The organism is Streptomyces aculeolatus, assembly GCF_020400605.1.
GTDB lineage: Bacteria > Actinomycetota > Actinomycetes > Streptomycetales > Streptomycetaceae > Streptomyces > Streptomyces aculeolatus.
This window is the reverse complement of the sequence record NZ_JAINRD010000001.1, coordinates 600,680-621,975: the sequence shown is the minus strand read 5'-3', so window position 1 is coordinate 621,975 and position 21,296 is coordinate 600,680. Positions and strand designations below refer to the sequence as shown.

Below are 21,296 nucleotides of genomic sequence, written 5' to 3'. Positions count from 1 at the left end.
GGAGCGGCTGCCCGAGCGGCGCCGCTCCGGCCCGGGCCGTCGAACAGGAGCCCGTACGCACCCGACCAGGGGAGTGCGTACGGGCTCCCGGCTTCAGCGCGCCGGCCGGGCGCTCACCGCGCCGCCGGCCGCTCGTCCTCCGGGGGCACGATGCGCTCGATCCAGTACTCCCGCGCCAGCGCGTCCACGCCCGCCGGCGCCACGCCGCGCAGGTGCACGACGTTGCCGTCCGTACCGGCGATGCGGCCGTGCTTCTGCATCCGCAGGATGTGGTACCGCTCCGGCGGGAAGCCCAGCTCGACGTCGGCGGAGAAGCGGCCGCGCATGTCGCGCTCGTCGCCGACCGCCGGGTCGACCTTCCCGCCCGCCTGCACGGTCAGCCAGACCTGGTACACGACGATGAGCAGCACCAGGATGAGCAGCCGGCGGATCGTGGGGCTGCGCAGCGCCCTAAACGCCAGCGACTGCCGTTCCGTCGGCATCGGTCGCACCCCCCGGGTCCTTGTCCGCGCCGGCCGCCGCGCCCTCGTCGTCGACGAGCAGCTCGTTGACCCGGTTCGCGATCTCCCGGAACTCCGGCATCTCGAGCGCCGTACGCCACTCCCGCGGCCGCGGCAGGTCGACGGTGACGATCTCCCGCACCCGGCTCGGGCGCTTGGACAGCACCACGATCCGGTCGGAGAGGAACACCGCCTCGTCCACGTCGTGGGTGACGAAGAAGACCGTCGGGTGCCGCTTCTCGAAGATGCGGGTCAGGTCCTCCTGCAGCTTGCGCCGCGTCTGGGCGTCGATGCTGGCGAACGGCTCGTCCATCAGCATCACCGCCGGCTCGTTGGCCAGCACGCGGGCCACGCCCAGGCGCTGCTGCATGCCGCCGGACAGCTCGTGCGGGTACTTGTGCTCGAAGCCGCCGAGCCCGACCAGCTCCAGGAACTCCTTGCCCTTGGCGTCCCGTTCCGCGCGCGGCACGCCCTTCATCCGCAGCCCGAAGACCACGTTGCCCAGCACCGTCTTCCAGGGGAAGAGCGCGTGGCTCTGGAACACCACGCCGCGGTCGGGGCCAGGCCCGCTGACCGCCTGGCCGTCGACGACGACCTCGCCCTCCGTGAGGTTCACGAAGCCGGCGACGATGTTCAGCACGGTCGTCTTGCCGCAGCCGCTCGGGCCGAGCACGGAGACGAACTCGCCCTCGTTCACGCTGAACGAGACGTCGCCGATGGCGGTGACCTCCTCGCCGCTGTACGAGTCGACGTAGTTCTTCTGCAGTCCTGTGATCTCCAGCGCCGTCATCCGTCGGCCTCCAAACTCCGTACCATGCCCCACCGTTCGACGGTGGCTCGCTCGAACGGCGCCAGGACCATGGCGTCGAGCGCGTACCACAGGATTCCCAGCACTGCCATGCCCAGGAACACCTGGCTGATGTCGCCCACCCGGCGGGCGTCGAACATCATGAAGCCGACGCCGCTGGTGCCGACGATGATCTCGGCGGCGACCAGGGCCCGCCAGCCGTAGCCGAGACCGGTGCGGATGCCGCCCGCCACGGACGGCAGTGCGCCCGGGAGGATGACCTCGAAGAACACCCGCGTGCGGCCGGCGCCGAGGCTGCGTGCCGCGCGCAGCAGTTCGCGCGGCACCTGCTCCACGCCCGCGACGACGCTGAGCATCAGCGGGAAGACGATCGTGTAGACGATCACGAAGGTGACCGCGGTGAGGCTGAAGCCGAACCAGACGATCACGATCGGCAGCCAGGCGATGTCGGCGACCGCCTGGAAGAACAGCAGGATCGGCCAGCAGAACCGGCGGACCTTGGCGAACATCGCCACCACGAAGCCCATCGGCAGGCCGATGGCGAGGCCGAAGCCGACGCCGTACGCCAGCCTGGTCAGCGAATCCGTCAGGTAGCCGGGCAGGATGCCCTTCTCCATCAGGTCGCCGAACTCCTCGACCACCCGCGGCGGGCCGACGAAGAACGCCTCGTCGAACACGCCCATCTCCGCCACCAGCCACCACAGCGCGACGACCGGCACGAACGGGCCGAGGTTGCGGAACGCGGCGCGGCGGGTGAGCCAGAGCCAGACCTTCCGGGCGCGTACCACACCCGGGCTCGCGCCGCTCTTGCGCGGCGTACGCCCAGCAGGCGCGCGCCGTACGGGCTTAGCCGTGTCCGACGCCATCAGCCCCTCCCTCCGGTCATGCCCCAGCGCTCCACCGTGCGCTTCTCCAGCGGGGCCAGCATCAGCCGGTCCATCAGCAGCCAGAGCACGCCGATGATGACCATCGAGGCGATGATCACGTCGGTCTGGAAGTACTTCTGGGCCTGGAACAGGGCGTAGCCGAGGCCCGCGTTGCTCGCGATGATCTCCGCGGCGACCAGCCCGCGCCAGCCGTAGCCGAGGCCGACCCGCAGGCCGGTCACGACGCTGGGCAGCGCGCCGGGCAGCAGCACTTCCCAGAACATCCGCAGCCGGCTGGTGCCCATGCTGCGCGCCGCGCGCAGCAGCTGGGTCGGGATCTGCCGGACGCCGAGCATCGCGTTGTACGTGATCGCGAAGAACATCGCGTTCCACACGATGAAGATCACGGCCTTGTCGCCGTAGCCGAACCACAGCGTGGCGACGGGGATCCAGGCGATGCCCGCGAGCGCCACGGAGAACCGCAGCAGCGGGGAGAAGAACGCCGACAGCGCGGCGCTGGAGCCCAGCGCGATGCCGAAGGGCAGGGCGGTGAGGATGGCGATCGCGGCACCGATGCCCATGCGCCGCAGGCTCGCGCCGAGGTGGTCGAAGAGCTCGCCGCTCGACCACATGTCGCCCAGCGCCGAGAGTACGTCCCCGACCTGGGGGAAGACCCGCAGCGGCGGATCGGTGATCGCGACGACCACCAGCCACACCACGACGAGCAGCGCGAGCGGGGTGAGGAACCACAGCGCGGAGACCGCGCGTGCGGCCGGGGTGTTGGACCCGCCCTTCTTGCGCTTGCGCTGCTGCCCCGGCGGTCGCCCGCCCGGCCGCGGCCGCCCCGTGCTGGGGGCGGTCGCGGCCGTGGCCTGTTTTTCGGTACGGGGCGTGGTCACGACGGGCAGGCCTCGGCGGCGGTGTCGCGGTCGAAGGTGTACCCGCCCTCGATCGCCGCGGCGTCCGGGACGGGCGGCAGGTCGGCGAAGAGGTCGGGGTTGTCCTTCATGACCTTCAGGATCGGCTCGGGCTGGAAGTACTTGTTGACGTCGAAGCCCTTCTCGACGTTGCCCTGCTCGGCCAGCAGCCCGGCGAGGGTGTCGAGCGCCAGGTAGTTGCAGGCGGAGAAGCGGCCGTCGAGCTGCTTGACGTTGTGCTTCATCGCCTCCGTCGCGACCTTCTTCTCGGTGCCCGGCAGCCAGCGCGTCGCCGAGTCGGCGGCGTCGTCGGGGTTCTCGCGCATCCACTGGTCGGTCTGCGCGCGGGCGGTGAGGAACTGCTCGATGACCGCGGGGTTCTTCTCGGCGTACTCGCGCGTGGTCACCAGGTAGCCGATGAACGGGATGTAGCCGCCGCCGCGCAGGACTTCCTCGGAGCCGTCGACCTGCTCGGTCATGGTGATCGGCCACGGGTCCCACACGATGCCCGCGTCGATGCCGCCGGTCTCCAGCGCGACCGCCATGTCCGGCGGCTCGGTGTTGACGATCTCGATGTCGCCGGCCTTCAGCCCCGCGTCCTCCAGCAGGCCGAGGAGGTAGAGGTGGTTGATCGAGCCCTCGGAGACGCCGATGCGCTTGCCGCGCAGCGTCGAGAGGTCCTTGCCGTCGATCCCGGAGTCGCCGCCGGCCACCACGGCCATCGTCTCGTCGATGCTGAGCTGCGAGGACGAGCCGGTGTAGTTGCCGACGAGCACCAGGTCGATGCCCTGCTGGGCGGCGGCGATGGCCGGGGTGCCGACCTGGACCACGTCGACCTCGCCGGCCTGGAGCGCGTTGAGCGCGTCCACGCCGGTGGGGTAGGGCTCCTTCAGCTTCACGTTGAGGTTCTGCTCGTCGAAGTAGCCCGCCTCGACGCCGGCCGGCAGGCCGATCTGGTCGATGGCGGAGACGTAGCCGGCGGACAGCTTGGTCGGCTCGGTGCCGCCCGAACCGCCGTCGACGTCGTCGTCCACGGTCGAGTCGCCGCCGCAGGCGGCGAGCAGCAGGGCTCCCGAACAAGCCGCCGCCACTGCTATGTGACGTGTTGCGCGAAACATGAGTCTCTCCTGATCCGTACGGCTACGGGGCTGGTGTGGGAGCGCCGGGGAGCAGCGCGTCCACCGCGGCCCGGTGCGGAATCGGCAGGACCGCTCCCGGTCCGGTGGTGGTGAGCGCGGCGGCGACGGCCGCGTAGCGGGCCGCCTCCAGCGGTACGGCTCCCTCCAGGAGCCGGGCCGCGAACGCGCCGTCGAAGGTGTCGCCGGCCCCTGAGGGGTCGACGGCCCGCACCGGGTGGGGCGGAATGCGGGTCACGGTGCCCTCGTGGGCCAGCAGGGCGCCCTGGTCGCCCATCTTGAGCACGACGATGCCGGGCCCGCGGCGCACGAAGGCGTCGAGGACCTCCCCGGGCTCGTGCAGGCCGGTGAGCAGCCTGCCCTCCTCCAGGTTCGGCAGTGCCACATCGCACAGCTCGATGCTGCGCATGACCACCGCGCGGGCCCGTTCCACGGGCCAGAGCGCGGGGCGGTAGTTGGGGTCGTAGCCGATCAGCGTGCCGCTGCCGCGGGCCAGTTCCATGGCGTGGAAGGCCGCGTCGCAGGCGGACGGGCTGATGGCCTGGGTGATCCCGGTGACGTGCAGCATGCGCGCCCGCGCGATCGCCTCGGCCGGCACGTCGGCCGGGGTGAGCCGGCTGGCCGGCGAGTCCGCCCGGTAGTACGTGAACCTGCTGGCCGCGGGCGTACGGGAGATGAAGTAGATCCCGGTACGCCCGCCGGCCTCCCGGACGACGTGTTCGGTGCCGACACCCTCGCGCTGCCACAGCCGCAGCAGGGCGTCGCCGAAGTCGTCGTCGCCGATGCGGGTGACGTAGCCGGTGCGCGCGCCGGAGCGCTGCGCGGCCACCGCGAAGTTCGACGAGTCGCCGCCGTAGCCGACGGCGAAGTCGTCGCCCGGCGCGACGGGCTCGCGGCCCTCGGCGCGGGCGTTGAACTCCAGCAGGGGCTCGCCGATGGCGAGGATGTCGTTGTCCATGTCCGCCGCCGTCAGATCCGCTGGTACTTCTCGAGGCCGCCGCGCAGCGAGCCGGACTCCCGGATGAGCCGCGTCTGCTCGCGCTCGCGCTCCTCGATGTCCGTGGCCAGCGCCAGCACCTCGGCGACCAGCTCCAGCGGCACGCACACGACGCCGTCGCTGTCGGCGACGATCAGGTCGCCGGGGCGTACGGACACGCCGCCGACCTCGACCGGCTCGTTGAGCGAGACGGTCCGGTAGCGGCCGACGGTGGTGGCCGGCACGGCGCCGCGGGCGTAGATGGGGAGTTCGGGGTAGTCGCGGCGGATCTCCTCGACGTCCCGGACGCCGGCGTCGAGCACGGCGCCGGCGATCTGGTTGGTGACGGCGCCCGCAGCCATCAGCCCGCCCCACACCGCGACGTCGGCACCGCCGGCGGCGATGCAGATGACGCTGCCCGGCGCCGACTCGTCGATGGCACGCAGCGCGTGCGTGGGGGGCTCCGACACGTGCGAGGGCACCTCCTGCACCGTCACCGCGGGGCCCACCAACTTGCCCGGCAGCACCGCTTTGATGCTCCCGGTGAGGTAGCCGCGTACGCCCTTCTGCTCCACGGCATCGGCCACCGACGCGGTGGCTATGCCGTGGAAGGCCGCGATGGTCTCCGGCGGGATGGTCGTCGTCATCTCGAGTTGGCTCCGATCTCGTACGTGCGTGCTTTGCCGCATCGGGGGGTTCAGCGCGACAGCCAGCCGCCGTCGACGGCCAGGACGTGGCCGTGGATGTAGTCGGCGGCGGGCGAGGCGAGGAACACCACGGGTCCGGCGATGTCGGCGGGGCGGCCCCACCGGCCGGCGGGGATGCGGGCGAGGATCTCGCTGCTGCGGACGCCGTCGGCGCGCAGCTCCGAAGTCACGGCGGTGTCGATGTAGCCGGGGGCCACGGCGTTGACGTTGACGCCGCGGCCGGCCCATTCGTTGGCCAGCGCGCGGGTCAGCCCGACGAGGGCGTGCTTGCTCGACGTATACGACGGAACGTACATCCCGCCCTGGAAGCTGAGCACCGACGCGATGTTGATGATCTTGCCGTAACCGCGCTCCAGCATCCCCGCGCCGATGGCCCGGGTCAGCTCGAATGCGGCATGCAGGTTCAACTCCACCACGTCGTACCAGTCGGCGTCCCCGAATTCCGCGGCCGGGGCTCTGCGAATGAGTCCGGAATTGTTGACCAGAATGTCCAGGTCGAATCTCTCGACGAGTTGACTGATCTCACCTCTACGGGCTCCGGCATCGGTCAGGTCGACGTGCACGCGAGTGACGGAAACTCCCAATTCAGCGGCCTCTTTGGCCACCGGGTCGAGATTGTCGCGCTCCGACAGCAATACCAAGTCGGCGCCGACGGCCGCGAGTCCGAGCGCAACTGCGCGCCCGATTCCGCTGCCCGCTCCCGTAATGAGCGCACGACGGCCGTGCAGATCCCCGGTCGGGGAATCAGACTCCTCCGTCAACGCCCCTCTCCCTTCATTCGGTCCCAGCCGTGCATGGTTCCGGCTACGGAAACATTAGAAGCGGACTGCCAGGGCGTTAAGACTGAATTGCGAATGACAGTATTCGCAAAGCTGATGTGCCGGGCCGCACCCGTCGGACACGTACGCACGCCCGGTCACGCCGCGGCGGGCACCGCGTGGGTGCCGGCCGGGATCCGGGCCCGGACGATGGCGCGGAGCAGCGTACGGGCCGACGGGGTGAGCGGGCGCGAGGAGTCCCAGCAGACCGCCACGCGGCGCTCCGGAGCCCCCTTCAACCGCCGTACGCGGACGCCGTCGACGTCGGCGACCTGGGCGGCCAGCGAGTTGGTCACGCCGACGCCGATGCCCTGGCGGACCAGCGAGACCAGCGTCTGCGGCTGGTTGGTGGCCTGCACGGGCTCGATCTCGTGACCGCAGTCGCGGAAGGTCCGGTACGTCTCGAAGTCGGGGGTCTCCGGCGCGTCGAGCCGGCCGATCGAGACGATCGGGTGCTCGGCGACGGCGTCGATCGACAGCGGATCGGGCACGTCGGCCAGCGGGTGCTCGCTGGGGTGGATCGCGACCAGCGACTCACCCCACAGCAGCCGGCTGCGCACGGAGGCGGAGGACGGCGGGGGCGACATCGGGCGCAGGTACACGTCGACGGCCCCCGAGGTCAGGGCATCGTCCAACTCCAGTGTCGACCGCTCCACCAGCACCACCCGCACCTCGGGGCTCGTCCGCGCCAGCCCTTGCAGCAGGGCCGGCACGAACGCGGCGCTCGCGCTCGGGTACGAACCGAGCGTCACCACGCCGCGGGCACCGCTGCGCCACGGGGCCATCGCGGCCTCCGCGGACTCCAGCGCGCGCAGTATCTCGTGGGCGTGGTCGGCGAGGACGACGCCGGCCTCGGTCAGCTCCACGGGGCGCTTGCGGCGGTCGAAGAGGGGCAGGCCGATCTCGCGCTCCAGCGCGGCGACGTGCATGCTGACGCGGGGCTGGGACCGCTTGGTGGACTCGGCCGCGGCGACGAAGCTCCCCGTTTCGATGACCGCGAGGAAGGAGACGAACCATTCCAGCCTGACATCCGGGTTCAACATCTTGCCCTCACCCCGCACCGAAGCAGCGCGTCTTCCCGCCCAAACCAGCCCGACCCAGCCCGATCAGCACAACGGCACCAGTGATCAACAGCCGTCCTCAGGCTAAGTTGCGGGCTACGCGGGGGCAACAGTCGTGCACGGCGTATTGCTCGTGACAGCCATATCCGCCCGATGAATGCGGGTATTCGAAAGTCGGCCCTTGACCAGCATTCGGACAACTGGCTTCGTTGGGGGATGGCCAATGAAGTAGCCCCAGCCGTCATCGCGGCGACCACGTCGCTGCCGCCCGAACTCGCCGTCGCGGCCGTCCCCGAGGACGAGCGCGTCTGGGTGCCGCAGGCGCCCAATGTGTGGTTCCGGCCGCTGCTCTTCAATACGGTCACGGGCCAGTGGTGCAACCTGTTGAAGGTCACCGCCGCGGGCATCGTCTCCCGGCACCGGCACCCGGGGGCGGTCTTCGGGTACGTGATCAAGGGCAAGTGGCACTACTACGAGCACCCGTGGGTGGCCGAGCAGGGCCACTTCGTCTACGAGCCGCCGGGCGAGATCCACACGCTGGCCGTGCCGGAGGACTGCGCCGAGATGATCACGTTCTTCAACATCAGCGGCGCGATGATCTACCTCGACGAGGAGAACCGGAACACGGGCTACGAGGACGTGTTCACCAAGATCGACATGGCCCGCGCCCACTACGCGGGCAACGGCCTGGGCGCGGACTACGTGGAGCAGTTCATCCGCTGACGGCCTGCGGCCGGCGCGTACGGACGAGGCGGGGTCGGGGGCGGGCGGTGCGGCGCGGGCCGCGCGGGCGACCCGCGGACAAGCGGGCCGCGTACGCCGTCGGCGCGAGCACCGTCGTCAGGGTGTGTACGTCGCTGACGCGACCGCCTTCAAGCAGCATGCACCGCCCGACGCGGACACAGCCGTAGCAGCACGTACGCCGTGGACAGGACCGCCTCGTAGCCGCCCGCCCGGCCGCAACGCCGGCCGGGGGCACGGGCCTCGCACGGCACACCTCCCGGCGCCGGTACGCCCCGCGCGTACCGGCGCCGGCGTGCTCGGGGACGGGGCGGCAGGTGCGCGCACCACCGGCGAGCCGCCGCCCGCGGCGGCGAACCCGCTGGCCGTCGCAGACCGGCCGCTCGCGGGCGAACCCGGTTCGCCGCGGAAGCGGCCTCGCGAGCCGGTCGCTTCGGGGGCGCTCCCCCGCAACGGCGAACCCCCGCCGCGCCCCGCGCGGACGTCAGCGGCGGCGGTCGTCGCGGTCGTCGTCGCCTCGGGGGCCCAGGAGTTCGTCGGCCAGGCTCGGGAGGTCGTCCAGCGGGGTCTCCTCCGCCCACTCCCGGCGGGGACGGCGGCCGGGGTCCTGGTCCGCCGGGTCCGGGACCTGCGGGACCTGGAGCGTCTCCTCCGCGTCCGGGTCGGGCACCTGCGGCATGACGCGGGTCTCCGACGCGTCCGGACCGCGGTCGTCATGGGGCTGCGGCAGTTGCGACGTCTCCTGCATGTCCGGATCGCCGGCCACCGGCAGCGGCTGCGTGGTGTCGTTCCCCGCGGGGCCGCCCGCGGGCCGCGCGGCTGCCGCCGCCGCCGCGGCCTCCGCCGCCAGCCGCTCCTGCTCGGCGCGCAGCAGCGCCTCCTCGGCCTTGCGCTGCTTCTCCTTGCGGCGCTCCTCCGCCTCGCGGCGCAGCCGCGCCTCCTCCTCGGCCTGCCGGCGGATCCGGTCCTCCTCGGCGCGGCGGGCGGCCTCCTCGGCCTCGCGGCGCTTGCGCTCCTCCTCCGCCTGACGGCGCGCCTCCTCGGCACGCTGCCGGGCCAGCTCCGCCTCCCGCTCGGCCTCCAGCCGCTTGGCCTCCTCGATCTCGCGGCGCTTGCGCTCCTCCTCCTCGCGGCGCAGCCGCTCCAACTGCTCCTGCCGCTCCCGCTCCAGCCGCTCTTCCTCCGCCTTGCGCGCGGCCTCCTCGGCCTCCCGGCGCTTGCGCTCCTCCTCCGCCTTGCGGCGGGCCTCCTCCCGGGCGCGCACCTCCTGCTCCGACAGCGGCAGGATCTGGTCCAGGCGGTGCCGCACGGTGGTGGTGACGAGCCCGGCGTCCTGCCCGGCGTCGACCACCAGATAGCGCCCGGGGTCCGCGGCGGCCAGCGCGAGGAACCCCGCGCGCACCCGCTCGTGGAACTCCGGCGGCTCGGACTCCAGCCGGTCCGGCGCCTCGGTGAAGCGCTCCCGTGCCGTCTCCGGCGCGATGTCCAGCAGCACCGTCAGGTTCGGCACGAGCCCGCCGGTGGCCCAGCGGTTGATGCGCGCCACCTCGGTCGGCGACAGCTCGCGCCCGCCGCCCTGGTACGCCACGGAGGAGTCGATGTACCGGTCGGTGATGACCACCGCGCCGCGCTCCAGCGCGGGCCGGACCAGGCCGTCGACGTGCTCGGCGCGGTCCGCCGCGTACAGAAGGGCCTCCGCGCGGTGCGAGATGCCGGCGGTGGAGACGTCGAGCAGGATGGAGCGCAGCCGCTGCCCGATGGACGTGGCGCCCGGCTCGCGGGTGACGACGACCTCGTGCCCCTTGTCCCTGATCCACTGGGCCACCGCCTCGACCTGCGTGGACTTCCCGGCCCCGTCGCCGCCCTCGACGGCGATGAAGAACCCGCTCTCCGGCAGCCCCTCGTCCGGGTCCGCGCCGCGCAGCGCATCGCGCAGGTCGACGCGGAGCGGCACCCCCTGCCGGTCGTCGGTGCGCACCAGCACGAGCACCGCCACCGGCAGCAGCAGCGCACCGGCCAGCATGTACGTGAACGCCGCACCGCCGTGCGCGAAGACCAGGTCGCCCGCCTCCAGGCGGTGCCGCCCGATGGCGGCGGCCAGCAGCGGCGCGCCGATCAGCGCGAGCGCCACGGCGACGCGGCAGACGGCGTGCAGGTGGTCGATGAGCCGGGGCCTGCGGGCGTCCTCCGTCTCCTGCTCCAGCAGCGCGTGCCCGGTGGCGGCGGCGACGCCCGCGGCGGTCCCGGCCAGCAGCGCGCACAGCACCCCGGTCGCCGCGTCGGCCACCAGGCCGACCAGCAGCAGCCCGATCCCGGCGACCCCGATGGCCAGCGCCAGCAGCCGGCGCCGGGATAGCCCGGGCAGCACCCGCGGCGCCGACCGCACGCCGAGCACCGGCCCTGCGGTGACGGCGAGCGCCAGCAGCGCGTACGCGATGGTGCCGTTGATGTCGTACGCCTCCTGCGCCTGCAGGACGGCGAGCGCCACGGAGGCGGCGAGCGCCGCGGCCGCGGCCGCGCAGGCGCCGACGAGCAGCGGCACCGCGCCCGTACGCCCGCGCTCCGGGCCGCCGTCCGCACCGCGCGGCCGGCGCAGCCCCTCCAGCGGCGAGCGGGCCCGCGCGCCGCCGTCGGGCAGCTCCATGAAGAACAGCACCGAGACCGACGCCGCGAAGAGCCCGGCGGCAAGATACGAGCCCACCGCGCCCGGGTGCCCGTCGAACCAGTCGAACCCGGAGCCCAGCAGCCGGCCGATCCACGCCGTCACCAGCAGCGCGGCGGCACCGAGCGGCAGCGCCCCGTACCCCGTGCGCAGCGACAGCCGGCGCAGCGCGGCGCCGTGGTCGGGCAGCGGCCTTATCGCCGCGCCCTCCGGCGGCGGCGCGGGCAGCAGCGCGGGGGCGACGCTGTCCTTGGCGACGATCCAGACCCGCTCGGCCGCGCCGGTGACGAAGACGGTGAGGAGGATCCAGGTCAGCGCCGAGTCCGGCGTCCAGTCGATCCACAGCGGGGCGACGATGAGCAGCCCCGCGCGCACCACGTCCGCGCCGACCATCGTCCAGCGCCGGTCCAGCTTCCCGGCCCCGGACAGCAGCGACCCGACCGGCCCCAGCAGCACCGCGCCGAAGACGACCGTCGACAGCAGCCGGACCGCGAAGACCACGCTGACGGTGACCGCCGCGCCGCGATAGCCGCCGCCGAACGACTCGTCCGCGAGCCCTGCCTGGAGCGCGAGCAGCACCAGGACGAGCAGCGCCAACGCGTCCGCGGTGGCACTCGTGAGATGGGCGCCCCACATCCGCCTCATGGACGGCACGCGGAGCAGCGCCCGTACGGCGCGCTCGCGCGAGTCCGCGACAAGGCTCTCGGTGGGGTCCGGCGCTGTCGTCGGCTGGTCGGCTCGCATGCGGTCAGCCTAGCGGGACGGGCCGGACCGATGAGCTCCGCACGAACACTTGCCCGGTTCTGTGGATAACCAGCCGGTTGTGGACAACCCGCGGCCTCCGTCCCACCGGACGTCCCAGGACCGGGCGCCCGCGCCACCGGGCACCCCCGGAACCTGGGCACCCGGACCGGGCACACCCCGGACCAGGCGCCCCTGACCAGGCGCCCGCGCAACCGGGCCCTACGCGTCCTCGTCCGGCACGTCCGCCTTCGCCGACACCGTCTTCTTCGTCGTCGCCTTCTTCGCCGCCGCCGTCTTCGTCCCGGTCGACTTCTTCGCCGCGGTCTTCGTCGCCGCCTTCTTCGCGGTGGTCTTCTTCGCCGCCGCCTTCTTGGCCGGCGCCTTCTTCGCGGGAGCCTTCTTGGCCGCCTTCTTCGCGGTCTTCTTCGCCGGCCCCTTCGCCCGCTTCTCCGCCAGCAGCTCGAACCCGCGCTCCGGCGTGATCGACTCCGGCTCGTCCCCCCGGCGCAGCGTCGCGTTCGTCTCGCCGTCCGTCACGTACGGCCCGAAGCGCCCGTCCTTGACCACCACCGGCTTGCCGCTCGCCGGGTCCTCGCCCAGCTCCTTCAGCGGCGGCTTCGCCGCGGCCCGCCCGCGCTGCTTGGGCTGGGCGTAGAGCGCGAGCGCCTCCTGAAGCGTGACCGTGAAGAGCTGGTCCTCGCTCTGCAGCGAGCGCGAGTCGGTGCCCTTCTTCAGGTACGGGCCGAAGCGCCCGTTCTGCGCGGTGATCTCCGTGCCGCTCTCCGGGTCGGTGCCGACGACCCGCGGCAGCGACAGCAGCTTCAGCGCGTCGGCGAGCGTCACCGTGTCCAGCGACATCGACTGGAACAGCGACGCCGTCCGCGGCTTCACCGCGTTCTTGCCGGACTGCGGCGTGCCCTCGGGCAGCACCTCGGTCACGTACGGCCCGTAGCGCCCGTCCTTGGCGACGATCTGGCGCCCGCTGTCCGGGTCGGTGCCCAGCTCGTACGCCCCGCTGGGCTTGGCGAGCAGTTCCTCCGCCAGCTCGACGGTCAGCTCGTCCGGCGGCAGCTCGTCCGGCACGTCGGCGCGCCGGTGCTCCTCGGTGTCCCGCTCGCCGCGCTCCACGTACGGCCCGTAGCGCCCGACGCGCAGCACGATCCCCTCGCCCACCGGGAAGGTGGAGACCTCCCGGGCGTCGATCGCCCCCAGGTCGGTGACCAGCTCCTTCAGCCCCGCCAGGTGGTCGGCGCCGGCCCGCTCCTCGGCGGAGGTGACGACGTCGTCCGTACCGAAGTAGAAGCGCCGCAGCCACGGCACCGCCTCGGCCTCGCCGCGCGCGATGCGGTCGAGGTCGTCCTCCATCTTGGCGGTGAAGTCGTAGTCGATGTAGCGGCCGAAGTGCTTCTCCATCAGGCCGACGACGGCGAAGGAGAGGAAGGACGGCACCAGTGCCGTGCCCTTCTTGAAGACGTAGCCGCGGTCCAGGATCGTGCCGATGATCGAGGCGTACGTGGACGGGCGGCCGATCTCCCGCTCCTCCAGCTCCTTGACGAGCGTGGCCTCCGTGTAGCGGGCGGGCGGCTTGGTGGCGTGCCCGTCCGCGGTGATCTCCTCGGCGCTCAGCCGGTCGCCCTCGGCGAGCTGCGGCAGCGGCCGGTCGCGGTTGTCCAGGTCGGCGGAGGGGTCGTCGGAGCCCTCGACGTACGCCTTCATGAAGCCGTGGAACGTGATGACCCGGCCGGAGGCGGAGAACTCGGCGTCCCGCCCGTCCGCCGCCGTGCCGCCCAGCTTCACCGTCACGGACTGCCCGGTGGCGTCCTTCATCTGCGACGCGACCGTACGCATCCAGATCAGCTCGTACAGCCGGAACTCCGTGCCCGAAAGACCCGTGTCCGCCGGCGTGCGGAAGCGGTCCCCGGAGGGCCGGATCGCCTCGTGCGCCTCCTGCGCGTTCTTCACCTTGCCCGCGTAGTTCCGCGGCCGGTCCGGCAGGAAGTCGCGCCCGTACAGCTGCGTGACCTGCGCCCGCGCGGCGGCGACCGCGGTCTCCGACAGCGTCGTGGAGTCGGTGCGCATATAGGTGATGAAGCCGTTCTCGTACAGCCGCTGGGCCACCTGCATGGTGGCCTTGGCGCCGAGCCCCAGCTTGCGCGACGCCTCCTGCTGGAGCGTCGTCGTACGGAACGGGGCCGAGGGCGAGCGCCGGTACGGCTTCGCCTCGACGCTGCGTACCGCGAACGCCGTGTCCTGCAGCGCGGCCGCCAGCGCGCGGGCGCCCTCCTCGCTCAGGTGCAGCACGTCGGCCGAGGAGCCGCTCTTGAGCTGCCCGTCCTGGCCGAAGTCGCGGCCCTGGGCGATCCGGCGGCCGTCGACCGCGGAGAGCTTGGCGCCGAAGCTGCGCGGGTCGGTGGCGTCGCCGGCGCGGCCGGATGGGGGCACCCCCTGCTCGAGCGAAGCCGAGAGCTTGGGGGAGAAGACGCCGGCCAGGTCCCAGTACTCGGCGGAGCGGAACGCGATGCGCTCGCGCTCCCGCTCGACGACGAGGCGGGTGGCGACGGACTGGACCCGGCCGGCGGACAGCCGGGGCATGACCTTCTTCCACAGCACCGGCGAGACCTCGTACCCGTACAGCCGGTCGAGGATGCGGCGGGTCTCCTGGGCGTCGACCAGTTTCTGGTTGAGCTGGCGCGGGTTGGCGACGGCCTGGCGGATCGCGTCCTTGGTGATCTCGTGGAAGACCATCCGGTGCACCGGGACCTTGGGCTTGAGCACCTCCAGCAGGTGCCACGCGATGGCCTCGCCCTCGCGGTCCTCATCCGTCGCGAGATAGAGCTCGTCCGACTCGGCCAGCAGTTTCTTCAACTTGCTGACCTGTTGTTTCTTGTCGCTGTTCACCACATACAGCGGCTCGAAGTCATGGTCGACGTTCACCCCGAGCCGCGCCCAGGACTCTCCCTTGTATTTGGCCGGCACCTCGGCGGCGCCGTTCGGGAGATCGCGGATGTGCCCGACGCTCGACTCGACCTCGTAGCCGGGGCCCAGATAGCCCTTGATCGTCTTCGCCTTGGCAGGCGACTCCACGATGACGAGTCGGCGGGTCTTGCTGGTGGCGGACAACTTCGGCTCTCTCTTCTCCGGTCGGAAGCTGGCAGCGATCTGGTGGGGGGATTCGCGGCGATCTTGCCGGTGGTCGTTATCGGTGGCCTGGTGGGCTCTCTTGTCGCGGCTGTGCGGGTCGTACGTCGCTGTGCTGGGCGTTGCTGCGGAGTGTGACGGTACAACCCGCCCCCGTGTCAAGCGGCTAAAACCCGGGGCGCCACTCGAACGGTAACCCGACAAGCCGCCTAGCTCCCGCACAGAGCACATTCCGGTCGCGGCGGTCTGTATCGCACAGCCCCTTGACAGCGGCCAGTACTACAGATGGGAGTATGGGCGTCCGACCACGCCGTGAGGCCGGTCGGAGCCCACCACCACAGACATCCGACCGGGGGGACGATCAGTGTCCGATCCGAATCAGAATCCATACGGCCAGCCGCCTGGCTATGGCTATCCGCAGCAGGGGCAGGTCGACCCCTCGCAGAACCCGTACGGCCAGCCCGCCGCGCCCCCGGCGAACCTGCCGCAGGCGCCGGGCATGCCGTCGGCCGACCCGAACGCACCGTACGGGTACGACCACCACGGCCGTCCGTTCTCCGACAAGTCGACGATCGTCGCCGGCGTACTCCAGATGACCCTCGGCAACATAGGTGCCGGGCGCTTCTACACCGGGCACACCGGTATGGCCATCGCCCAGCTCCTCACCTGCGGCGGGCTGTTCGTCTGGAGCTTCATCGACGGGATCATCCTGCTGACGAGCAAGGACAAGACCGATGCCCAGGGCCGGCCTCTCCGCTACTGAGGACGGGCCCACCGCCCGCAAGACGCCCGACGGTCCCGCCGGCAGCAGCCGGCGGGGCCGCTGGCGCCGCGTGCGCAGGCATCCATCCGCGCTGCCGCTCTCGCTCACCACGGCGGGAGCGGCGGGCGCGGTGTACCTCTACGGTACGAATCCCCACGAGCCGGGGCACTGGCTGCCCCGCTGCCCGTTCAACTGGCTCACCGGCCTGGACTGCCCCGCCTGCGGCGTTACCCGCATGGCGTACGACATCCTCCACGGCGACCTCGGCTCCGCCTTTCACAGCAACGCCCTGATGCTGCTGCTCGGGCTGCCGCTCGCGACGGTGCTCTACGGCCGCTGGCTCTACGAGGGCGTGCGCGGGCGCCGCTGGCAGCCGTCCTTCGGGCGGATCGGCACGGCGGTGGTGCTGGGTGTGGCGCTGGTGTGGGCCGTGGTGCGGAACGTGGCGTAACCCAGGCCCGCGCCCCGCCCCGTCCCCGTACCGCCGCCCCTAGGCCGGGGCCAGGAACCCCTGCTCCACCAGCAGCCGGATCACCCCCGGTGTACGCTCCCGCAGCACCCCCGGGTCCTCCCCCAGCACCTGCGCGATGGCGTCCAGGATGACCCCCGCCGGCAGCGTGCCGTCGCACGCCCCGGCGAACCCCGCGGCGACCGTGTCCGCGCGCGTCGCCCGCCGCATCCCCCGCTGCCGCCGCAGCACCACGTGCTCCGGATCCTCCTCACCCGGCCGGCCCACCTGCTCCTGCACGACGTCGTCCGCGAGCCGGAACGTCGTCGCCAGCAGCGCCGCGTCGTCCGTACGGCGCAAGAAGTCCTGCCGCGCGAAGTGCTCCACCACGGCCTCGCCGAGCGGCTGTTCGACGGCGTGCGGCCAGTCCTCGACGGTGACCGCGGGGTCCGCCGCGTCCGTACGCCGCAGGGTGATCCAGCCGAAGCCGACGGCCCGGGTGCGGGCGGCGGCGAAGGCGTCGAGCCAGTCGTCGTAGCGGGCGGCGTAGGCCGCGGGGTCGGCGTGGTCGCCCGCGTCGCGCAGCCACAGCTCCGCGTACTGCGTGACGTCCTGCACCTCCCGCTGCACGATCCACGCGTCGCAGCCGGGCGGCACCCAGGCCGCGACGCGCTCGCGCCAGTCCTCGTCCTCGACGTGCTGCCAGTTGGCGAGGAGCTGGCAGTAGCCGCCCTCGGTGAGGTGGTCGGCAGCCCCGCGGACGAGGGTGCGGCACAGTTCGTCGCCGGCCATGCCGCCGTCGCGGTACGTCAGCCGGGCGCCGGGCGAGATGACGAAGGGCGGGTTGGAGACGATCAGGTCGAACCGCTCGCCGGCCACCGGCTCGAAGAGCGACCCGGCGCGCAGGTCCGCGGCGGGCGCGCCGGACAGGGCCAGCGTGAGCCGGGCGCAGGCGAGGGCGCGGGGGTTGACGTCGGTGGCGGTGACGGCGTCGGCGCGGGCACCGGCGTGCAGCGCCTGGATCCCGGAGCCGGTGCCGACGTCGAGCACGCGCCCGCCGTCGAGGGGCACGGTCAGCCCGGCGAGCGTGGTGGAGGCCCCGCCGACGCCGAGGACGAGGTCCGCGCCGTACGCACCGGACCCCCCGGCGCCGTGCGCGGCCGCCCTGCGGGCCCCCGCCGCGCCGCCCACCGCGCAGCCCAGGTCCGAGACGATCCACCAGTCCTGCCCCGCGGGGCCGCTGTACGGCCGTACGTCGACCACGGCCCGTACGGCCTCGCCGTCCTCGCGCACCCAGCCGTCCGCGAGGCACGCGTCCAGCGGCAGCACCGCGGCGGCGTGGGTGCGGGGAACCGCGTGCTGGAGGAGGAAGAGCCGGGTCAGGGTGGCGGGGGCCGGCGGCGTACCGCCCGGCGGCCACCGGGTCGCCCGCTCCGCGGGGACGGTCTCGCTGCGGGCGAGGGCCGCGTAGGCGGGGGCGCCCAGGAGGTCCAGCAGGCCGTCCGCGGTGAAGCCGGCCGCCAGCAACGCCGCGCGCAGGTCGGCGGCACGGCCGGGGCGGGGAAGGTCCGTACGGGGGAGGTCGTCGGTCGCGCTCACGGGCACCATTGTGCTGCCGCCGCGGCGACCCGGCCGACCACCCCGCCGACGGGCCCGGCAGCCACCCGGACGACCGGCGCCCCGCGGGCCGCTACGCCTTCTGCGAGGGCTTGGCCTTCGACTTCTGGCAGCCCTCCTGCTCGGCCAGCGCCTGGCCGACCTCGCCCGCCTGGAGCTTGTTGAGCGCCTCGTCGCCGCTCTTGCTGATCTTGTCCGCCTCGCCCGCCAGCTCCCGCAGGCCCTCCGCGAACGCCGCCTGGTCCTTGACGTCCAGGTCCTCCACCTGCTTCTGCAGGTCCGCGTACGCCGCCGCCACCTGCTGCAGCTCGGTCACGGCGCCGCCGTGGGTGTTCTTGCCGTCGTCGACCGGCGGCGCGCCCACCTTGTTCACGGCCTTGCTCATGGCCGTGTACGCCTCGGAGATCTCGCCGAACGCCTGCGCGTCCGCCTCCTGCACCTTCCGCGGGTCCTTCTCCGTCGTCGCCTCGCTGATGGCGAGGTTGGCCTGATCCCGCTTCTGCAACTCCGGCTGGATCCGGTCGCAGAGCGAGCCCGCCCACTTCTGGACCTCCGCGCCGTTGTCATCGCTGCAGCCGGTCGCCGCGAGCAACGTGACGGCGGCACCGGCCAGGGCGGCGGCAAGCTTCTTGTTCACCGGATCATCCCTTCGAGACTGAGACACCCGGAACATACACCGGCACCCCGCCGGTACGACGAATCGTCGGGGCCGCACGCCGCGTCGTGCACCATTTGCCACGGCAGTCACAGCAGTCACGGCAGCAACAGCGGTCATCGGCGATCCCCCGGGAACGCCACACCCCGCCGGCCGGGAGCTTCTCTCGCCTCCCGGCCGGCGGGGTGTGGTGCCGTGGCCCGGTCTCAGCCGTTGACCACCGCCGGGTCGGTCGAGGACTTCGGCGCCGCACCGGCGGACGCCGCGGTCTCCGACTCCTCGTCGTCCACGGCGATGCCGCGGCGCTTGGAGATGTACACGGCGCCCGCGATGATCGCGATGGCCGCGACCGCGATGACGATCCGTACGCCGACGTTGGCGTCGTCGCCGTACGAGAACTTCACCACCGCGGGCGCGATCAGCAGCGCCACCAGGTTCATCACCTTCAGCAGCGGGTTGATCGCCGGGCCCGCGGTGTCCTTGAACGGGTCGCCGACCGTGTCGCCGATCACCGTGGCGGCGTGGGCCTCACTGCCCTTGCCGCCGTGGTGGCCGTCCTCGACGAGCTTCTTGGCGTTGTCCCAGGCGCCGCCCGAGTTGGCCAGGAAGACCGCCATCAGCACGCCCGCGCCGATGGCGCCGGCGAGGAACGAGGCGAGCGCGCCGACGCCGAGCGTGAAGCCGACCGCGATCGGCGCCATGACGGCCAGCAGACCGGGCGTGCGCAGCTCGCGCAGCGCGTCCCGGGTGCAGATGTCGACGACCTTGCCGTACTCCGGCTCCTCCGAGTAGTCCATGATCCCCGGGCGCTCGCGGAACTGCCGGCGCACCTCGAAGACCACCGCGCCCGCGGAGCGCGAGACGGCGTTGATCGCCAGGCCGGAGAAGAGGAAGACGACCGCGGCGCCGAGGATGAGTCCGACGAGGTTGTTCGGCTGCCCGATGTCCAGGCTGAGGCCCAGCGGGTTGCCGACGTTGGTCGCCTCCGCCACCGCCGTGTCCACGGCGTCGCGGTACGAGCCGAAGAGCGCCGCCGCCGCGAGGACCGCGGTGGCGATGGCGATGCCCTTCGTGATGGCCTTGGTCGTGTTGCCGACCGCGTCCAGGTCGGTGAGGACCTGGGCGCCGTCGCCCTCGACGTCGCCGGACATCTCGGCGATGCCCTGGGCGTTGTCGGAGACCGGGCCGAAGGTGTCCATCGCGACGATGACGCCGACGGTGGTCAGCAGGCCGGTGCCGGCCAGGGCGACCGCGAAGAGCGCCAGCATGATGGACGTACCGCCGAGCAGGAACGCGCCGTAGACGCTGAGCCCGATGAGGACGGCGGTGTAGACGGCCGACTCCAGGCCGATGGAGATGCCGGAGAGCACCACGGTGGCCGGGCCGGTCAGCGACGTCTTGCCGATGTCCCGGACGGGACGGCGGTTGGTCTCGGTGAAGTAGCCGGTGAGCTGCTGGATGACCGCCGCGAGCACGATGCCGATGGCGACCGCGACGAGCGCGAGCACCTGCGGGTTGCCGTCGTGCTCGGCGATGCCCGCGCCGACGCCGTCGAGGTCGGCGTACGACGAGGGGAGGTACGCGAAGACGGCGATGGCGACCATCACCAGGGAGATCACCGCGGAGATGAAGAAGCCGCGGTTGATGGCGGTCATGCCGCTGCGGTCGCTCGCCTTGGGCGCCACGACGAACACGCCGATCATGGCGGTGACGACACCGATCGCGGGCACGATCAGCGGGAAGGCGAGGCCCGCGTCGCCCAGGGCGACCTTGCCCAGGATGAGCGCGGCGACCAGGGTGACGGCGTACGACTCGAAGAGGTCGGCGGCCATGCCGGCGCAGTCGCCGACGTTGTCCCCGACGTTGTCGGCGATGGTGGCGGCGTTGCGCGGGTCGTCCTCGGGGATGCCCTGCTCGACCTTGCCGACGAGGTCGGCGCCGACGTCGGCGGCCTTGGTGAAGATGCCGCCGCCGACACGCATGAACATCGCGATCAGCGCGGCGCCCAGGCCGAAGCCCTCCAGCACCTTGGGCGCGTCGGCCGCGTAGACGAGCACGACGCTGCACGCGCCGAGCAGGCCGAGGCCGACGGTGAACATGCCGACGACGCCGCCGGTACGGAACGCGAGCTTCGTCGCCTCGTGGCTCACCGCGGTGAGGTCCTTGGCGGGCTCGCCCTCGCGCGGGGTGGCGGCGCGCGCGGCGGCGGCCACGCGCACGTTGCTGCGGACCGCCAGCCACATGCCGATGTACCCGGTCGCCGCCGAGAAGGCGGCGCCCACCAGGAAGAAGATCGAGCGTCCGGCCCGCTCCGACCAGTCGTCGGCGGGCAGCAGGAAGAGCAGGAAGAACACCACGGCGGCGAACATCCCGATCGTGCGCAACTGGCGGTACAGATAGGCGTTCGCGCCTTCCTGAACCGCCGCCGCGATCTTCTTCATATTGTCCGTGCCCTCGCCGGCGGCGAGTACTTGACGGAGCAGCACCACGGCGACCGCGAGTGCGGCTACCGCGACCACGGCGATGATCGCCACGATGGCCCGGTTGCCGCTGGTCAGTTCCACGGCCAGTAGGTGGTCCTGCTGTAGTGGGGTGAAATGCCCCGCCATTCGTCCTCCTTGACGTACGGCACATGGGCGCGCGGCAGCCCCGACTGCGGGTTTCGGCGGTCGGGGTTTGGGCGGCCGCAGCGCTCAGGCGTCCTGAGCTGCAAGTTGTGGACGGATTGTAGGGAGCGGA

Annotated in this window: 17 protein-coding genes; 3 read left to right on the top strand and 14 right to left on the bottom strand. The window is 72.4% G+C overall.

Going from position 1 to position 21,296, the window contains the following annotated elements; all coding sequences use genetic code 11:
- Positions 1 to 113: 113 nt before the first annotated feature.
- The 9 genes from LG396_RS02655 to LG396_RS02615 all read right to left on the bottom strand — a co-directional run bounded on the left by LG396_RS02655 (position 114) and on the right by LG396_RS02615 (position 7,771).
- Positions 114 to 482 (bottom strand): hypothetical protein, encoded by a 369-nt coding sequence (locus tag LG396_RS02655; RefSeq protein ID WP_018835893.1) that lies wholly within the window; start codon positions 480 to 482, stop codon positions 114 to 116.
- Positions 451 to 1,290 carry an ABC transporter ATP-binding protein gene (locus tag LG396_RS02650; RefSeq protein WP_018835892.1) on the bottom strand — a complete coding sequence of 280 codons (840 nt, stop codon included), beginning with the start codon at positions 1,288 to 1,290 and terminating at the stop codon, positions 451 to 453. Before LG396_RS02650 ends, LG396_RS02655 begins: the two co-directional genes overlap by 32 nt.
- Positions 1,287 to 2,174 (bottom strand): ABC transporter permease, encoded by an 888-nt coding sequence (locus LG396_RS02645; protein ID WP_225793398.1) that lies wholly within the window; start codon positions 2,172 to 2,174, stop codon positions 1,287 to 1,289. The genes LG396_RS02650 and LG396_RS02645 overlap by 4 nt, the downstream gene beginning before the upstream one ends.
- Positions 2,174 to 3,073 (bottom strand): ABC transporter permease, encoded by a 900-nt coding sequence (locus tag LG396_RS02640; RefSeq protein WP_018835890.1) that lies wholly within the window; start codon positions 3,071 to 3,073, stop codon positions 2,174 to 2,176. Before LG396_RS02640 ends, LG396_RS02645 begins: the two co-directional genes overlap by 1 nt.
- A complete protein-coding gene (locus tag LG396_RS02635; protein WP_037729963.1) occupies positions 3,070 to 4,209 on the bottom strand; it encodes an ABC transporter substrate-binding protein in 1,140 nt (379 codons plus the stop codon). The genes LG396_RS02640 and LG396_RS02635 overlap by 4 nt, the downstream gene beginning before the upstream one ends.
- Before the next feature lie 22 nt (positions 4,210 to 4,231).
- A complete protein-coding gene (locus tag LG396_RS02630; protein WP_225793397.1) occupies positions 4,232 to 5,185 on the bottom strand; it encodes a sugar kinase in 954 nt (317 codons plus the stop codon).
- 11 nt (positions 5,186 to 5,196) lie between these two features.
- A complete protein-coding gene (locus LG396_RS02625) occupies positions 5,197 to 5,850 on the bottom strand; it encodes an RraA family protein (protein ID WP_018841348.1) in 654 nt (217 codons plus the stop codon).
- 50 nt (positions 5,851 to 5,900) lie between these two features.
- The gene (locus LG396_RS02620) at positions 5,901 to 6,671 is read right to left on the bottom strand and encodes an SDR family oxidoreductase (RefSeq protein ID WP_026276197.1); all 771 of its coding nucleotides are present in this window, start codon (positions 6,669 to 6,671) and stop codon (positions 5,901 to 5,903) included.
- 155 nt (positions 6,672 to 6,826) lie between these two features.
- The gene (locus LG396_RS02615) at positions 6,827 to 7,771 is read right to left on the bottom strand and encodes a LysR family transcriptional regulator (protein WP_018835885.1); all 945 of its coding nucleotides are present in this window, start codon (positions 7,769 to 7,771) and stop codon (positions 6,827 to 6,829) included.
- Between the two features lie 234 nt (positions 7,772 to 8,005).
- Here LG396_RS02615 and LG396_RS02610 point away from each other — a divergent pair, with 234 nt between their 5' ends.
- A complete protein-coding gene (locus LG396_RS02610; protein ID WP_018835884.1) occupies positions 8,006 to 8,512 on the top strand; it encodes a 2,4'-dihydroxyacetophenone dioxygenase family protein in 507 nt (168 codons plus the stop codon).
- Between the two features lie 502 nt (positions 8,513 to 9,014).
- Here LG396_RS02610 and tmk read toward each other — a convergent pair.
- Positions 9,015 to 11,936: a dTMP kinase gene (gene tmk / locus LG396_RS02605; RefSeq protein WP_225793396.1), complete on the bottom strand. Its 2,922-nt coding sequence runs from the start codon at positions 11,934 to 11,936 to the stop codon at positions 9,015 to 9,017.
- Between the two features lie 219 nt (positions 11,937 to 12,155).
- The gene (gene topA, locus LG396_RS02600) at positions 12,156 to 15,056 is read right to left on the bottom strand and encodes a type I DNA topoisomerase (RefSeq protein WP_225793395.1); all 2,901 of its coding nucleotides are present in this window, start codon (positions 15,054 to 15,056) and stop codon (positions 12,156 to 12,158) included.
- 382 nt (positions 15,057 to 15,438) lie between these two features.
- On the opposite strand from topA, the gene LG396_RS02595 reads away from it, so the two are divergent.
- Together LG396_RS02595 and LG396_RS02590 are read left to right on the top strand one after the other, a co-directional pair.
- Positions 15,439 to 15,837, top strand: coding sequence for a TM2 domain-containing protein (locus tag LG396_RS02595; protein WP_225793394.1), 399 nt, complete (start codon positions 15,439 to 15,441; stop codon positions 15,835 to 15,837).
- Positions 15,809 to 16,288: a DUF2752 domain-containing protein gene (locus LG396_RS02590; protein ID WP_225793393.1), complete on the top strand. Its 480-nt coding sequence runs from the start codon at positions 15,809 to 15,811 to the stop codon at positions 16,286 to 16,288. The genes LG396_RS02595 and LG396_RS02590 overlap by 29 nt, the downstream gene beginning before the upstream one ends.
- A gap of 39 nt (positions 16,289 to 16,327) precedes the next feature.
- Here LG396_RS02590 and LG396_RS02585 read toward each other — a convergent pair whose 3' ends face one another.
- The 3 genes from LG396_RS02585 to LG396_RS02575 all read right to left on the bottom strand — a co-directional run bounded on the left by LG396_RS02585 (position 16,328) and on the right by LG396_RS02575 (position 21,166).
- Positions 16,328 to 17,893 (bottom strand): DUF7059 domain-containing protein, encoded by a 1,566-nt coding sequence (locus tag LG396_RS02585; protein ID WP_225793392.1) that lies wholly within the window; start codon positions 17,891 to 17,893, stop codon positions 16,328 to 16,330.
- A gap of 82 nt (positions 17,894 to 17,975) precedes the next feature.
- Positions 17,976 to 18,539 (bottom strand): hypothetical protein, encoded by a 564-nt coding sequence (locus LG396_RS02580; protein ID WP_037753596.1) that lies wholly within the window; start codon positions 18,537 to 18,539, stop codon positions 17,976 to 17,978.
- Between the two features lie 224 nt (positions 18,540 to 18,763).
- Positions 18,764 to 21,166 carry a sodium-translocating pyrophosphatase gene (locus LG396_RS02575; protein ID WP_026276783.1) on the bottom strand — a complete coding sequence of 801 codons (2,403 nt, stop codon included), beginning with the start codon at positions 21,164 to 21,166 and terminating at the stop codon, positions 18,764 to 18,766.
- Between the last annotated feature and the right edge of the window lie 130 nt (positions 21,167 to 21,296).